This is a genomic window from Microcella putealis (assembly GCF_004216575.1).
Lineage (GTDB): Bacteria > Actinomycetota > Actinomycetes > Actinomycetales > Microbacteriaceae > Microcella > Microcella putealis.
In genome coordinates this window covers 84,660-99,000 of record NZ_SGWW01000002.1, presented here as the reverse complement: position 1 = coordinate 99,000, position 14,341 = coordinate 84,660, and the positions used below count along the sequence as shown (strand labels likewise).

Here is a 14,341-nt window from a genome sequence, read left to right as displayed (position 1 = left end):
AGTCATCACGGCCATACCCCGCGCGGTCGATCGGGTACGACGCGGCCATGCTATCGGTGCGATCTCGTCGCGCGAATCAGGCGCGCACGAGCGTCGCGACTGCCTCGAGGTGGTGCGTGTGCGGAAACAGGTCAAATGCCTCGAGGCGGGTGAGCGCGTAGCCGTGCTCGGCCGCGAGGGCGACATCGCGTGCCAGCGCGACCGGATCGCACGCCACGTACACCAGTTGTTCGGGCGCGAGGCGACCCAGCGCATCCATCACGTCGCGACCGGCTCCCGCACGCGGCGGATCAAGCACGACCGTCGCCGCCCGCAGCCGATCACGCTCGGCCGCCGAGGCGCTCGCCTCCAGCGCGCGCAGCCAGCGATCGACCCGGCCTGTCTCGGCCTGCGCCCCGAGCCACTCGGCGAGGTTCTCGGCCGCATGATCGGTCGCGCGCTCGTCGGCCTCGACACTCGTGACGACCGTGTCGGGGCCCGCGGCGTCGGCCAGCGCCGCGGCAAGCAACCCCACCCCGCCGTACAGATCAAGGTTGTGCGCCCGGGGGTCGACGAGCTCGGCACGCAGCGCCCGCTGCACGGCGGCGCTCAACGCCGCCGGCGCCTCGCGGTGCACCTGCCAGAAGCCCGAGTCGTCGAGCCGGAACTCGCGCCCGCCGACCACCTCGCGAATGGGCGACGGGGCCTGCTCGCCGATGATGAGGCGCGGGTCGCCCACCGTCGGGGCCAGCACGTCGACCGTCGGCACCCCGGTGAAGCGCTCGGCGAACGGGGCAGCCACCTGCACAGCAGCCGTCGCGAGCGGCACGTCGGTGACCGGAACGACGCGGTGCGAGCGCGCCGCCATCGGACCGATGCGGCCGTCAGCGGCCACGTGCATCCGAATGCGGGTGCGCCAGCCCAGGCCGTTCGCCGCGTCATCGCCCGGAAGCGCCTGAACGCGCACCCCGGCCGCCGGATGCTCGGAGCCGTCCTCCAGATCGACGCGCCCCATGCGCGCCATCGATTCGACGAGCACGCGCCGCTTCAGCTCGCGCTGGTGCTCGAGCGCGATGTGCCCGAAGTCGGCGCCGCCCGCGCGGTCGGCCGGGTCGCGCTCGACGCCTGCCTCCGCCCAGACATGGGGGCGGCGGTGCTCGCTGGGAGTCAGCACCTCGATCGTGTCGGCGCGCCAGAAGCTCTTCTTGCGCGTCTCGGTGAGGCGGGCGCGCACCGTCTCACCCGGAATCGCGTCGGCCACGAAAACGACGCGGCCGTCGTGCCGGGCGACGCCCACTCCGCCGTGGGCCATGCGGTCGACGGTCAGCTCAAGTTCGGTGCCAGGGGCGGGGACAGGGCCGCTGCTGCGGGCGCTGTCGGAGGCGGGAACAGTCATGAACCCAGCGTAGGCGCGTGCGCGCCACCTACGATCGGGGCGTGCGCCTGTACCTCGCCTCCACCTCGCCCGCGCGGCTCGCGACCCTGCGCAGCGTCGGCATCGAGCCCCTCACCCACGCCCCCGGCGTCGACGAAGAAGCGGCCGTCGCCGCCCGCGAAGCCGAGCTCGGCCACCCGATGCCCGCCGCAGAAATGGTGCAGCTGCTCGCCCGGCTGAAAGCCGAGGCCATCGTTGGTGCCGAGGTCGACGGGGCTCCGATCGACGGGTTCATTCTCGGCGGCGACAGCGCGTTCGAGCTCGACGGCGTGGTGTACGGCAAGCCCCACCACCCGGAGGTGGCGCGCGAGCGCTGGCGGGTTCAGCGGGGGCGCAGCGGCGTGCTGCACTCGGGCCACTGGCTCATCGACCACCGCGGCGGCCGCGTGCAGGGAGCCGTGGGGCGGGCGACGAGCGCCGTCGTGCACTTCGCCAGCGACATCGAAGACGCCGAACTCGACGCCTACATCGCCACGGGCGAGCCACTGAAGGTCGCCGGCGCCTTCACCATCGACTCGAAGGGTGCGGCGTTCATCGACCGCATCGACGGCGACCCGCACACGGTCGTCGGCCTCAGCGTGCCCCTGCTGCGCGTGCTGGTGCACGAACTCGGCGGGCGGTTCACCGAGCTCTGGAACCGGTAACGCGCATCCGCCTGCGTTGTCGGCTCACGCAACGCTGTCCGCGGGCTTTTGTGGATGCGCGCCAACCGCCGCTCGCTGAGCCGGGCCTAGGGTAGAGAACCATGGCCCGAATCTCGAAGGTGCTCATCGCCAACCGCGGAGAGATCGCCGTCCGCGTCATCCGCGCCGCCCGCGACGCCCGCATCGGCACCGTCGCCGTCTACGCCGACCAGGATCGGGACGCGCGGCACGTCGTACTCGCCGACGAGGCGTACGCGCTCGGCGGCTCGACCAGCGCCGAGACCTACCTCGTCATCGACAAGCTGCTCTCGATCGCGCGCCGCTCGGGGGCCGACGCCGTACACCCGGGCTACGGGTTCCTCGCCGAAAACGCCGACTTCGCCCGCGCCGTCATCGAGGCCGGGCTCATCTGGATCGGCCCCTCGCCTGAGGCGATCGAGGCGCTCGGCGACAAGGTGCGCGCTCGGCACATCGCCGAAAAGGTGGGCGCGCCGCTCGCCCCCGGCACGCTGAACCCCGTCGAATCGGCCGCCGAGGTGCTCGAGTTCGTCGACCAGCACGGCCTGCCCGTCGCCATCAAGGCGGCCTACGGCGGTGGCGGCCGGGGCCTTAAGGTCGCCCGCACGCGCGACGAGGTGCCCGAGCTGTTCGAGTCGGCCACCCGGGAGGCGATCGCCGCCTTCGGCCGGGGCGAGTGCTTCGTCGAGAAGTACCTCGACAAGCCCCGCCACGTCGAAACCCAGTGCCTCGCCGATGCGCACGGCAACGTCGTCGTCATCTCAACCCGCGACTGCTCGCTGCAGCGCCGCCACCAGAAGCTCGTCGAGGAGGCGCCCGCGCCGTTCCTCAGCGAAGCGCAGACGACACTGCTATACGAGGCGTCCAAGGCGATCCTGCGGGAGGCGAAGTACCTCGGGGCTGGCACCTGCGAGTTCCTCATCGGCGCCGACGGAACCGTCTCATTCCTCGAGGTGAATACGCGACTGCAGGTCGAGCATCCGGTCTCAGAAGAGGTCACCGGAATCGATCTCGTGCGCGAGCAGTTCCGCATCGCCGAGGGCGAAGAGATCGGCTACGACGACCCCGTCGCGCACGGCCACTCGATCGAGTTCCGCATCAACGGCGAAGACCCCGGACTCAACTTCATGCCGATGCCCGGCCCCGTGCACGCCCTGCGCTTCCCCGGCGGCCCCGGCGTGCGGGTCGACTCGGGCGTCACCACCGGCGACGTGATCTCGGGCGCGTTCGACTCGCTTCTCGCGAAGCTCATCGTGACGGGCAAGAGTCGAGAGGATGCTCTCGAGCGTTCGCGACGCGCCCTCGCCGAATTCGAGGTGGCCGGCCTTCCGACCGTGCTGCCGTTCCACCGAGCGGTCGTCGACGACCCGGCGTTCGCGCCGGCCGACGGCTCGCCGTTCAGCGTGTACACGCGCTGGATCGAGACCGAGTTCGCGAACGAGCTGGAGCCCTGGAGCGGCACCCTCACCGGCTCGGAGGTGACCGGGCCGGCGCCCCGCTCGAGTGTCATCGTCGAGGTCAACGGCAAGCGCATGGAGGTGTCGCTGCCCGAGTCGCTGCTCGGCGCCGGCGGCGTCGCATCGGGTGCCGCGGGCTCGGCAGGCGGAGCCCGCTCGGGCGCCGGGGTTGGCACGGCCCCCGCACCGCGTCGTCGCGGCGGCGCGGGCGCTGCGGGTGCCGGAGGTTCGGGCGACAGCATCACGAGCCCCATGCAGGCAACGGTCGTGAAGCTCGCGGTGTCGGAGGGTGACGCGGTCGTCGCCGGCGACCTGGTCGTCGTTCTCGAGGCCATGAAGATGGAGCAGCCGATGACCGCGCACAAAGACGGCGTCGTGGCGAGCATCGGCGCGGCGGTCGGCGAGACCGTGCCCGCCGGGACTGTGCTGCTCACCATCGCCGACGCGTAGCGCGGGGCGCCCGCGCCGCGCCCGCCCCGCCCGCACCCATCGCCGGCGCGCGCTCCTCACGCTGCGCGCGCCCCGCCAGCGCACCCTCCCGCTGCGCGCGCCCCGCCCGCGCACCCACACCCTGTGGGGTGGAGCCACTTTGTCGAGTGGGCGACAGTTCGAACTGGCACCCGATGACGAAACTGGCACCCGTATCTCGCGGCGCCCCGTCGCGTTGGCCAGCAGCCCTGTGTCGGATCACGGAAACACAAACCCCGCTTGCCGCAGTCGAGCGCCAAGGCGCTCCGGCGAGCCCGCCTCGTCCCAGTCAGCGCGTGCGAACCCCCTCACCTCAGCGCGCAACGCATCTTCACGAACCTTCTCGTCGTACACCACCTCGTCAGCGGTCCGCCCCCCGCGGTACCGGGGATCGAGGTATTTGCGTTTGCCGTCGAATTCGAGAATGAAACGCTGGTCCGGCCACCAGAAGTCCGCAAAGTACGTCTTGCCTGACGGCACGACGAAGGGGGTCTGAAGTTCGGGAGCAGGCACTCCCAATCGGTCAAGGGTGACCCGCACACGCGACTCACCCACGTTCGCGGAGCGAGCATCCGCGAATGCGACCGCGGACAATGCACGCGTTCGACCCGCTGAGAGCGGGAGCCGCTCAGCCTCAGCGGCGAGGAGGGCTCGCTCGGCGGGTTTACGAGAGAACGAGTAGTCATCGCTCGCGAAGAGGCCGGCGAGTGCAGCGTCGGCCACCGAAACCCCGACGTAACGAGAGTGACCGCCGGCAAGATCGGCGACCGTGCGCGCCAGCGTCGTCACCGGAAGTCCCTCCACCCAATCACCCGGGTCAGGCACGCTCGACGAGTGACGGGTCACGATGCCCGAACGACGGCCACCACCGTGACGGGGCCGCACTGTGTGCACGCTGGCGGGCCACCTGCCGGACACTGGCAGTCGCCACATGGCTGCGGCGCTGATCCCGCAGACCAATTCGTCGGGGGCCAGACGCCCGGTGACCGCCGCTCGAATCCGCGCGCGGTAGCGAGCATCCGGTTCAAGCGAGTCCCAAAGAGTGGTCGGCAGGTAGCAGCCACGCGCAAGCCTCACCAGCTCGCCACGACGCGCGCCGGCCGCGGTTTGCGCGCGGACTCCCGGGTCGTTGATGGTCGCCACGCGAATCAGACCGCGGTCGTCGGCGTAATCGCTCAGAGTGATCATGCTCGCAGGGTTACGGTGCGCGGGGTACGGCTGACTGCGGGGTCGCAAGCCCGCGGAGTCCCAAGAAAACACAAGCGAAGTGGAGGAGCGGCGCCTTTCGGCGCCCCAGCCTTTGCGGCTAGCGGGTGCCAGTTCGGTCGGTGGGTGACAGTTCGAACTAGCTCCACACCACCGGGACGGCTCCCCCCACGAGCAGGGGCGGGGGCGGGGCGCGGGCCACCGCGCGCGGCGGGCTGGGCGCTGGGGGCCGGGGCGCGGCGATCGGCGGCGGGGCGCGGGCCCGCGGCGGCGGCGGCGCCTACTCGCGGCGCACGTGCATCGCGCGGGCAGCGTCCGTGATGCCGCCCGACAGCGAGGGGTACACGCTCATCGCTGAGGCGAGCTGGTCGACCGTGAGGCGGTGCTCGACGGCGAGTGCGATCGGCAGGATCAGCTCGGACGCCCGCGGCGCCACCACCACCCCGCCGATGACGGTGCCCGAGGTGCGCGAGGCGAAGAGCTTGATGAAGCCCTCCTTGATGCCCTGCATCTTGGCCCGCGGGTTCGACGACAGCGGCAGCTTGTAGACGGTGCCGCGCGCCACCCCGGTCTCGACGTCTTTCTGCGAGAAGCCGACCGTCGCGATCTCGGGGTGCGTGAAGATGTTTGAGGTGATGTTGCGCTTCTCGATCGGGTCGACCGCGTCGCCCATCGCATGGAAGACCGCGGTGCGCCCCTGCATCGAGGCGACTGAGGCGAGCGGCAGGTAGTCGCTGCAGTCGCCGACCGCGTAGATCGATGGGATCGACGTGCGCGCCACCCGGTTGACCCGAATGTGGCCGGTGTCGGTCAGCTGTACTCCGGCCTCGGCGAGGCCAATGTCGGCGGTGTTCGGCACGGCGCCGACGGCCATCAGGCAGTGCGAGCCCTCGACCGTCCGACCGTCTGAGAGGGTGACGCGCACCCCGTCGCCGATGTTCTCGACTGAGGATGCGCGGCTCGCCGACAGCAGATCGATCCCGTTCGCGACGAACACCTTTTCGATGAGCGCTGCGGCGTCGGCGTCTTCGCCGGGCAGCACCTGATCGCGGGACGAGACGAGGGTGACCCGCGCCCCGAGCGAGCGGTAGGCGGAGGCGAACTCGGCGCCGGTCACACCAGAGCCGACGACGATGAGGTGCTCCGGCACATCCTCGAGGCCGTAGAGCTGCTTCCAGGTAAGAATGCGCTCGCCGTCGGGCTTCGCGCTGTCGAGCTCGCGGGGCGAGGCGCCGACGGCGACGATGATGGTGTCGGCGTCACACTCGTCGAAGTCGACGCGCTTCTTGCCGTGACCGGTCGACACGACGACGCGGTTCGGCCCGTCGAGGCGGGCGTCACCGTTCAGCACGCGCACGCCCGCGGTTTCGAGCTGGTCATGCATGTCTTGCGACTGCTGGGCGGCGAGGCGCAGCAGTCGCTGGTTGATGGCGGTGAGGTTGACCGCGATCTCGGGCTTGACGGCGCGGCCGGCCTCGGTGCGCGAGTAGAACTGCACGCCAACTTCGGCCGCCTCGGTGATCGCTTCGGCCGCCTCGGCGGTCGCAATGAGGGTCTTCGACGGCACGACGTCGGTGAGCACGGCCGAGCCGCCCACGCCGCTGCGCTCGATGAGGGTCACGTCGGCGCCGAGCTGGGCTCCGGCGAGTGCCGCCTCGTAGCCTCCTGGCCCTCCGCCGAGGATGACGATGCGGTGGGTGCGTTCGAATTGGGTGGCCACGCGTCCATTCTTTCACCCCGGATGCGAGCGCGCAGATGAGCGGTGAGCCGCGCATCCGCGCGACTCTACGATGGTGACCATGTCCCACGCGCAGAACCCGCTCGATGACCCCACGGCCGACCCATTCGCCCTCGCCCAGCAGGCGGCGGCGCAGATCGCCGAGGCGACGGGCGTCGAGAGGCACGACATCGCGCTGACGCTCGGCTCGGGTTGGGCGAAGGCGGCCGACTTGATCGGCGAGACCACGCACACGATTCCCGCCCCCGAGATCGTGGGCTTCTCGAAGCCGGCGCTCGAGGGCCACGTCGGCACCCTGCGCTCCGTCGCGCTGCCGAGCGGCAAGCGCGCCCTCGTCATTGGCGCCCGCACCCACTACTACGAGGGCCACGGGGTGCGCCGCGTCGTGCACTCGGTGCGCACGGCGGCCGCCGCGGGCGTGACGACGATGATCCTCACGAACGGCGCCGGCGGCATCAAGCCCGCGTGGCAGCCCGGCACCCCCGTACTCATCAGCGACCACATCAACTTGACGGCCGACAGCCCGCTCGAGGGCGCGACCTTCATCGACCTCACCGACCTGTACTCGGCCCGGCTGCGCGAGCTCGCCCGCACCATCGACTCGAGCCTTGATGAGGGCGTCTACGTGCAGAACCGCGGCCCGCACTACGAGACGCCCGCCGAGGTGCAGATGGCGAAGGCGATGGGTGGGCACATCGTCGGCATGTCGACCGCGCTCGAGGCGATCGCGGCCCGCCAGGCCGGCATGGAGATTCTGGGTATGTCGCTCATCACGAACCTCGCTGCGGGCATCAGCCCCGAGCCGCTCAGCCACCAGGAGGTCATCGACGCCGGCCGCGCCGCCGAGCCGGTGATCAGCGCCCTGCTGGCGAAGATCGTCGCGGCCATTTAGGAGGGACACCGCAATGACGCACCTCGATTCTGCGAAGGCCTGGCTCGAGCAAGACCCTGACCCGGTGACGCGCGCCGAATTGGATGCCCTCATCACCTCCGCAGAGGACGGTGACGCCACGGCGTCGGCCGAGGTCGCCGACCGTTTTGGCAGCCGCCTCGCCTTCGGCACGGCGGGCCTGCGCGGCGAACTGGGTGCGGGGTCGAACCGCATGAACCGCGTGCTCGTCACGCAGGCCGCCGCGGGCTTCGCACGCTTCTTGCTCGGGCGCGAGGCGCACCCGAGCGTCGTCATCGGCTACGACGGGCGCGTCAACTCTGATGTGTTTGCCCGCGATACCGCCGAGATCATGGCGGGCGCCGGGGTGCGCGCGATTCTGCTGCCGCGGCTGTTGCCGACGCCCGTGCTCGCGTTCGCCGTGCGCCACCTCGACGCGAGCGCCGGCGTGATGGTGACCGCGAGCCACAACCCGCCCCGCGACAACGGCTACAAGGTGTACCTGGGTGGCGCCGATCACGGTTCGCAGATCGTTGCGCCCGTCGACGGCGAGATTCACGCCGCGATCCTCGAGGTGGCGAACACGACGACGGTCGACCTGCTCCCCCGCTCGAGTCACTACGAGACGGCCGAGGACGACATCGTCGAGGCCTACATTGCGGCGACGGCGGCGATCGCGGGCGATCCGTCCGCGCCCGACGCGACCCCGCGGATCCCGGTGCCGTTCACGTACACGGCAATGCACGGCGTCGGTTTCGAGACCAGCACGAAGGTGTTCGCGCGCGCCGGCTTCGCCGAACCGACCGTGGTGGTCGAGCAGCGCGACCCCGATGGGGCGTTCCCGACAGTGGCGTTCCCGAACCCGGAGGAACCGGGCGCCATGGATCTCGCCGAGGCGACCGCCAGCGCCGCGGGTTCGCAGCTGATCATCGCGCACGACCCCGACGCCGACCGCCTGGCCGTCGCGATTCCCGACGCCGGCTCGACGAGCGGCTGGCGCCGGCTCACCGGCAACGAGGTCGGCCTGCTGCTCGGCTGGCGCGCCGCCGAGCGCGAAGTCGCCCAGGGCGGCTCGGGCACGCTCGCCGCGTCGATCGTGTCGAGCCCGGCGCTTTCGGCCGTCGCCGAGCACTTCGGCCTGCCCTACCGCGACACCTTGACGGGCTTCAAGTGGGTAAGCCGCGTCGAGAACCTCGCCTTCGGCTACGAGGAGGCCCTCGGCTACCTGGTGAACCCCGCGTCGATTCGCGACAAAGACGGCATCTCGGCCTCGACCGAGTTTCTCGCGATGGCGGGTGAGCTCGCGGCGGCCGGCCGCACGGTGGCCGACCGCCTGCGCGAGGCCGACGAGGTTTTCGGCGCCTTCGCCTCCGGCCAGGTGTCGGTGCGCGTCACCGAGCTGGCCGCGATTGGGCGCATCATGGCGCGCATCCGGGATGCTCGCCCCGCCGCGATCGGCGGAATCGCCGTTACGCAGCTCGATGATTTCCAGAGCGGTTTTGGCGATTTCGGGCCGAGCGACATCCTGCGCTTCTGGCTCGAGGGAGGCTCGCGCGTGATTGTGCGGCCGAGCGGCACCGAGCCGAAGGTGAAGGTGTACATCGACGCGGTGGCGAGCGAGGGCACGGCCGAGCAGCGGCGCGCCGCGGCACTCGCGACGGTCGCCGCCCTCGAGGTGGGCGCCCGCGAGCTGCTCGCCGAGTAGCACCCCGGGCGTTGCGCGCGAGCGCGCCGCCTAGGCTGGAGACGTGACCGGCGTGCATCCTGACCACCGCGACGCACAACCGCTCGACGACCCGTTGCTGCCGACACCGGTGGCCGTGCTGTGGTTCGCCGCCCTCGTCATCTTCGCGGTGGGGCTCGCGCTCGGCGGCCTCGTGCCGGCAGACGTGGCGCCGAGCCTCACGAATGGCGCGTCCCTCTCGGTCGTGCTGCTCGCCGTGACCGGCCAGGCCGTGCTCTACGCGCGGCGCGGCTACGACGCGCTCGATCGGCTGCAGCGCCGCGCCACCGTGTCGATCGCTCTCGCCTCGGCTCTCGCCGCCGGCGGCGTGGTCGCCCTGATTGTCTTCGGCCCCGAGCGCCCGATCGGCACCATCACGACCGTGGCGGCGATCGCCGTCATGAGCGCTGCCGCCTCCGCTGCGGCGGCGACGAGCGTGCTGATTCGGCCGCACGTTGAGGCCATGCCCGCACACGTCTGGTCGGGCATCGCGGGGGCGGGGCTCGCCGTGCCCTTCATGGTGGCCGGGGCCGACCCCGCGCTCATCGTGGCACTGACGACGGCGCTGGCCGCCTACGACCGCTGGCGGGGCCGGCGCGCGCACCGTGACCTTCAGCGCCGGTGGGCCCTCTCGCTCTCGGCCGACGAGCGCGGCATTCCGGTCAGCGGCCTCGCGGGCCTGCCCGCCGCCGACGCGGCTCAGGGCGTGCAGCCTCGCCCCTGGAGCCGCACCGAGCGGCACCGCAGCATCCTGCTCGGGCTGGGCGCCCTCGTCGTCGTCGTCGGCGCCTTCGTGGGCGCCGCCCTGATCGCCGACTCCGCGCCCACGGTCGTCGCGCCCGGTCAGGGTCTCGCCGTGACGAGCCTCGGCGCCGTCGCCCTGCTCCCTCAGCTCAGCATCCTGCTGCGGGTCGCCGACCGCGCTCGGCGCGTCCTCGTCGTGTCCGGCGCCGCAATCGCGGCCGCCGCCGTCGCGGTGCTCGTCGCCCCCGGCGACGCCACGTCGCTGGTCGCGTCGGGCGTGCAGAGCATCGCGGTCGCCGTCGCGATCGCCGCCATCATCCGGATGCTCGCGCCCGTCTCGGCGCTCGGTTTCGCCACGCTCGCGGTCACCATCGCGCTCGCGTGGTGGCTCGTCGTCGTCACCTCCGGCGGCATCGCGCTGGCGTTCCTCGCGATCGTGTCGACGCTGGTCGCGGCGAGGCGGCGCACTGTTCCGCCTAGGGTTGAGGCATGAGTTTCGCCGAGCGCCTTGCGACTCCCCCCCGCACTCGCACCGCCGCCGTGGCTTGGTCGGCGGCAGCTGCCCTCGGGTTCGTGTTCGGACTGTTTGGCGCGGCCGTTCTGACTCTGCCGTCTGACACCGAAAGCACCCGACTGCTGGTCTCGAACATCACCGGGCTCGTCGGCGAGCTCGCGTTCTTCGCATTCTTACGCGCGGTGCACGCCGCCCTGCGCCAGACCGCGGTGCCGGCGTGGCTGATGGCGGTGGCCTACGGGCTGCTGGTCGTCCGTCTCGCGCTGCTGGTGCCGTTCTTCCTGTCGGGCGGTCAGCTTCCCGAACCGCTCGGCAGCATCATCGGCGTGCTCTACTTCGCCCTCATCGGCGTCGTCGCCGGCTGCGTCGCGATCGCCTTCCTGCCGAACACGCCGGAGGCGCGGACGCCGGCACGCATCGCGATCGTCGGGCTCGTGATCGGTCTGGTCGTATCTTTCATGGTGCTGACGGGCACCGGTCTCGTGTTAATCGTGGTGTCGCTCGCGCTGACCGTGATGGCGGCGTTCCGGAAGCCCGCCGTCGCCGCAGACGAGTAGCAGCGGCGCTTAGCCGATCGCGGCCTCGATCTTGCGGCTCAGCTCGTCGGTGTCGAAGTAGTTCTCGATCACGATCGTCTCGGCGCGGGTCGCGCCGATCGCCTCGACGAACTCGGCGCTCGTCAAGATGACCTGAGCGTCGGCGGCGACGCGGTGCACCGATGCGACGTCGGCGGCCACGACGGTGGCGCTCAGGCCGAGACGCTGCAGCACGCGCTCGGCGTTGACCTTCAGAATGCCGGAGGAGCCAATGCCGGCCCCGCAGATGGCGACGATTTTCATGCGACGACCTCCGGCGGGGTGAGGATCGCCCGCACCTCATCGCGGGTCGTCGCATCGGCAATCGCGGCGATGGCCGACGAGTCGTTGAAGACGTTCGCGAGGGCCGCGACCGAGGTGAGGTGAGCATCCGGAGCGTGAACGGCGAGGCCGACGACGACCCGCACGGGGTCGTTGTGGGCGTGGCCGAACGCGACCGGCGTGGCGAGGGTCACGACGGAGATGCCGTCGCGGCGCACTTCGGGCCCCGGCCGGGCGTGCGCGAGTGCGAGACCGGGCGCGATCACGATGTACGGGCCGTGGTCGTCGACCATGCGGATCATCGCGTCGGTGTACTCGGCCGTCGCGCACCCGCAGTCGACGAGCGCGTCGCCCGCCAAGCGCACGGCGTCGCGCCAGTCGTCGGCCCGAGCGCGCAACACAATGGCCCGGTCGGCCAGCGGAGGCAGCTCGGGGGTGGGCAGAGTGGCGTCGGTCATCGGGCCTTCTCGAAGCCCTCGATGATCGCGTCGGCCAGCGCCTCGCGGTCTTCGACGGGCAGGAAGGCGGCCTCGGCCGCGTTGAGCTGGAAGACGAGCAGGTCGTCGAGGTCGTAGGCGAACTCGTCGGCGACGAGCGCGAGCTCACGGCTGAGTGTCGTGCCGCTCATCAGGCGGTTGTCGGTGTTGACCGTCACGCGGAAGCCCAGCTGGTAGAGCAGGTCGAGCGGGTGGTCGGCGAGGGTCGTGCCCCACTGCGCGATAGCGCCGGTCTGTAGGTTCGAGCTGGGGCTCGTCTCGAGCGCGATGCCGCGGTCTTTCACCCACTCGGCGAGGCGGCCGAGCCGCGCGACCTGGCCATCACCCTCGGTCGACACCTCGATGTCTTCGGCGAGGCGCACGCCGTGCCCGAGACGCAGGGCGCGACCGTCGGTCAGCGCACCCCGAATGCTGTCGAGGCCGTCGGCCTCACCCGCGTGAATCGTGGCGGGGAAGAAGTTCGCCGCCAGCAGCTCGAACGCGTCGCGCATGCGGCTCGGCGGGAAGCCTGCCTCGGCGCCGGCAATGTCGAAGCCGACGACGCCGGCGTCGCGGTGACGCAGGGCAAGCTCGGCGATCTCGAGGCCGCGGTCGGCGTGACGCATCGCGCTGACCAGCTGACCAACACGGATGCGGTGGCCGGCATTGCGGGCGGCATCGACGCCCTGCTCCAGGCCCTCCTGCACGGCCTCGACCGTCTCGTCGAGCGAGAGACCGCGGGCGAGGTGCTGCTCGGGCGCCCAGCGGATCTCGCCCCAGATGACTCCATCGGCGGCGAGGTCTTCGACGAACTCGCGGGCGACACGTTCGAGCCCCTCGCGCGTCTGCATGACCGCGGTGGTGATGTCGAACGTCTTCAGGTACTCGACGAGCGAACCCGAGTTCGACTTCTCGGCGAACCACGCGCCGAGCTCGTCGGCGTCGGTGGTCGGCAGCTCGACGCCCGCGTCGGCCGCCAGTTCGACGATCGTCGCGGGGCGCAGCCCGCCGTCGAGGTGGTCGTGCAGCGACACCTTTGGCAGCTGCTCGAGCGCGAGGTCGGTGCCGGGCAGGTGGTGCGGTGTCGCCGTCGTCATACAGACAAATCTAGTGGGCGCGCTGGCCCTAATCTGGTGCGATGCCCGAGAAGATCATCCTCGACTGCGACCCCGGTCACGACGACGCGATTGCGATGCTGCTCGCGCACGGCAGCCCCGACATCGAGCTGCTCGCCGTCACCACGGTCATGGGCAACCAGACGATCGAGAAGGTGACCCGTAACGCGCTCGCCGTCGCCCGCGTTGCCGGCATCGCGGGCATCCCGTGTGCGCGTGGCGCGGAGCGCCCCCTCGTGCGCTCGATTGAGACCGCGCCCGACATTCACGGCGAGTCAGGCCTTGACGGGCCCGAGCTGCCCGAGCCCACGATCGCGCTCGATGAGCGCAGCGCAGCCCAGCTCATCATCGACATCGTGATGGCCGAAGAACCCGGCACCGTCACGCTGGTGCCGACCGGCGCGCTCACCAACATTGCGCTCGCCGCGCGCCTCGAGCCGCGCATCGTCGAGCGGGTGAAGAAGGTCGTGCTGATGGGCGGCGGCGTGCACGTTGGCAACTGGAACGCGGTCGCCGAGTTCAACATCGTGATCGACCCCGAGGCCGCCCACATCGTCATGAACGAGCGGTGGCCACTCGTCATGGTCGGGCTCGACGTCACCCATCAGGCGCTCGCGACCCCCGAGGTCGCGGCGCGCATCGCTGCGGTCGGCACCCCGGCGGCTGCGTTCGTCGGTGAGCTGCTCGACTTCTTCGGCCACACGTACAAAGACGCGCAGGGCTTCGACCATCCGCCCGTGCACGACCCGGTCGCCGTCGCCGCGGTCATCGACCCGGCGATCGTGCGCACGATCGCGGCGCCCCTCACGGTCGAGCTCACCGGCACGTCAACGCTCGGCATGACCGTCGCCGATCTGCGCGCACCCGCACCGAGTGGATGCACGACGCACGTCGCGATGGACCTGGACGTCGATCGCTTCTGGGCTCTCGTCGTCGACGCGCTCGAGCGCATCGGCCACACCGACTTCTGAGGTCCGCACGCACGCCGCACGCCGCACGCGAAACAAGGGTTCCCTCCGAGATGAGGGGCTACACGGCCTCTTCTCGACGGAAACCCGTGTCTCGCGTGACCGAGGTC

The 14,341-nt window shown here is 71.1% G+C and carries 13 protein-coding genes; 7 read left to right on the top strand and 6 right to left on the bottom strand.

What is annotated here, in order from left to right; translation table 11 throughout:
* Window positions 1-76: 76 nt before the first annotated feature.
* Complete coding sequence (locus EV141_RS05395) at window positions 77-1,375, bottom strand: class I SAM-dependent RNA methyltransferase (RefSeq protein WP_130484958.1); 1,299 nt, start codon at window positions 1,373-1,375, stop codon at window positions 77-79.
* Between the two features lie 41 nt (window positions 1,376-1,416).
* Between EV141_RS05395 and EV141_RS05390 the strand changes: the two genes are divergently transcribed.
* Together EV141_RS05390 and EV141_RS05385 are read left to right on the top strand one after the other, a co-directional pair.
* Window positions 1,417-2,058: a Maf family protein gene (locus tag EV141_RS05390; protein WP_130485325.1), complete on the top strand. Its 642-nt coding sequence runs from the start codon at window positions 1,417-1,419 to the stop codon at window positions 2,056-2,058.
* Between the two features lie 101 nt (window positions 2,059-2,159).
* The gene (locus tag EV141_RS05385) at window positions 2,160-3,983 is read left to right on the top strand and encodes an acetyl/propionyl/methylcrotonyl-CoA carboxylase subunit alpha (protein ID WP_130484957.1); all 1,824 of its coding nucleotides are present in this window, start codon (window positions 2,160-2,162) and stop codon (window positions 3,981-3,983) included.
* A gap of 237 nt (window positions 3,984-4,220) precedes the next feature.
* On the opposite strand, the gene EV141_RS05380 is transcribed toward EV141_RS05385, so the two are convergent.
* Both EV141_RS05380 and EV141_RS05375 read right to left on the bottom strand, forming a co-directional pair.
* On the bottom strand, window positions 4,221-5,189 hold the full coding sequence (locus EV141_RS05380) for a hypothetical protein (RefSeq protein WP_130484956.1): 969 nt from the start codon (window positions 5,187-5,189) through the stop codon (window positions 4,221-4,223).
* A gap of 298 nt (window positions 5,190-5,487) precedes the next feature.
* Window positions 5,488-6,927, bottom strand: a complete 1,440-nt coding sequence (locus EV141_RS05375; protein ID WP_130484955.1) for an NAD(P)H-quinone dehydrogenase — start codon at window positions 6,925-6,927, stop codon at window positions 5,488-5,490.
* A 79-nt stretch (window positions 6,928-7,006) separates the two neighbouring features.
* On the opposite strand from EV141_RS05375, the gene EV141_RS05370 reads away from it, so the two are divergent.
* From EV141_RS05370 to EV141_RS05355, 4 genes are read left to right on the top strand one after another with little or no spacing between them, the layout of a single operon-like run.
* A complete protein-coding gene (locus EV141_RS05370; protein ID WP_130484954.1) occupies window positions 7,007-7,837 on the top strand; it encodes a purine-nucleoside phosphorylase in 831 nt (276 codons plus the stop codon).
* 13 nt (window positions 7,838-7,850) lie between these two features.
* Entirely contained in the window at window positions 7,851-9,539 is a 1,689-nt protein-coding gene (locus EV141_RS05365) for a phospho-sugar mutase (RefSeq protein WP_130484953.1), read from the top strand.
* A 43-nt stretch (window positions 9,540-9,582) separates the two neighbouring features.
* Entirely contained in the window at window positions 9,583-10,794 is a 1,212-nt protein-coding gene (locus EV141_RS05360) for a hypothetical protein (RefSeq protein WP_130484952.1), read from the top strand.
* Window positions 10,791-11,372 (top strand): hypothetical protein, encoded by a 582-nt coding sequence (locus EV141_RS05355; protein ID WP_130484951.1) that lies wholly within the window; start codon window positions 10,791-10,793, stop codon window positions 11,370-11,372. Before EV141_RS05360 ends, EV141_RS05355 begins: the two co-directional genes overlap by 4 nt.
* A 9-nt stretch (window positions 11,373-11,381) precedes the next feature.
* Here EV141_RS05355 and EV141_RS05350 read toward each other — a convergent pair whose 3' ends face one another.
* The 3 genes from EV141_RS05350 to EV141_RS05340 are packed head-to-tail and all read right to left on the bottom strand — an operon-like array spanning window position 11,382 to window position 13,245.
* Complete coding sequence (locus tag EV141_RS05350; RefSeq protein ID WP_130484950.1) at window positions 11,382-11,654, bottom strand: PTS sugar transporter subunit IIB; 273 nt, start codon at window positions 11,652-11,654, stop codon at window positions 11,382-11,384.
* The gene (locus tag EV141_RS05345; protein WP_130484949.1) at window positions 11,651-12,130 is read right to left on the bottom strand and encodes a PTS sugar transporter subunit IIA; all 480 of its coding nucleotides are present in this window, start codon (window positions 12,128-12,130) and stop codon (window positions 11,651-11,653) included. Before EV141_RS05345 ends, EV141_RS05350 begins: the two co-directional genes overlap by 4 nt.
* Window positions 12,127-13,245 (bottom strand): adenosine deaminase, encoded by a 1,119-nt coding sequence (locus EV141_RS05340; RefSeq protein WP_130484948.1) that lies wholly within the window; start codon window positions 13,243-13,245, stop codon window positions 12,127-12,129. Before EV141_RS05340 ends, EV141_RS05345 begins: the two co-directional genes overlap by 4 nt.
* Window positions 13,246-13,286: 41 nt before the next feature.
* Between EV141_RS05340 and uriH the strand changes: the two genes are divergently transcribed.
* On the top strand, window positions 13,287-14,234 hold the full coding sequence (uriH, locus tag EV141_RS05335) for a uridine-preferring nucleoside hydrolase UriH (protein ID WP_130484947.1): 948 nt from the start codon (window positions 13,287-13,289) through the stop codon (window positions 14,232-14,234).
* The last annotated feature ends 107 nt before the right edge of the window (window positions 14,235-14,341 follow it).

Bases quoted from the DNA above. Each gene is read 5' to 3' on its own strand.
- EV141_RS05395 (WP_130484958.1), bottom strand. From the start codon at position 1,375: ATGACTGTTCCCGCCTCCGACAGCGCCCGCAGCAGCGGCCCTGTCCCC.
- EV141_RS05385 (WP_130484957.1), top strand. From the start codon at position 2,160: ATGGCCCGAATCTCGAAGGTGCTCATCGCCAACCGCGGAGAGATCGCC.
- EV141_RS05380 (WP_130484956.1), bottom strand. From the start codon at position 5,189: ATGATCACTCTGAGCGATTACGCCGACGACCGCGGTCTGATTCGCGTG.
- EV141_RS05370 (WP_130484954.1), top strand. From the start codon at position 7,007: ATGTCCCACGCGCAGAACCCGCTCGATGACCCCACGGCCGACCCATTC.
- EV141_RS05365 (WP_130484953.1), top strand. From the start codon at position 7,851: ATGACGCACCTCGATTCTGCGAAGGCCTGGCTCGAGCAAGACCCTGAC.
- EV141_RS05355 (WP_130484951.1), top strand. From the start codon at position 10,791: ATGAGTTTCGCCGAGCGCCTTGCGACTCCCCCCCGCACTCGCACCGCC.
- EV141_RS05350 (WP_130484950.1), bottom strand. From the start codon at position 11,654: ATGAAAATCGTCGCCATCTGCGGGGCCGGCATTGGCTCCTCCGGCATT.
- EV141_RS05345 (WP_130484949.1), bottom strand. From the start codon at position 12,130: ATGACCGACGCCACTCTGCCCACCCCCGAGCTGCCTCCGCTGGCCGAC.
- EV141_RS05340 (WP_130484948.1), bottom strand. From the start codon at position 13,245: ATGACGACGGCGACACCGCACCACCTGCCCGGCACCGACCTCGCGCTC.
- uriH (WP_130484947.1), top strand. From the start codon at position 13,287: ATGCCCGAGAAGATCATCCTCGACTGCGACCCCGGTCACGACGACGCG.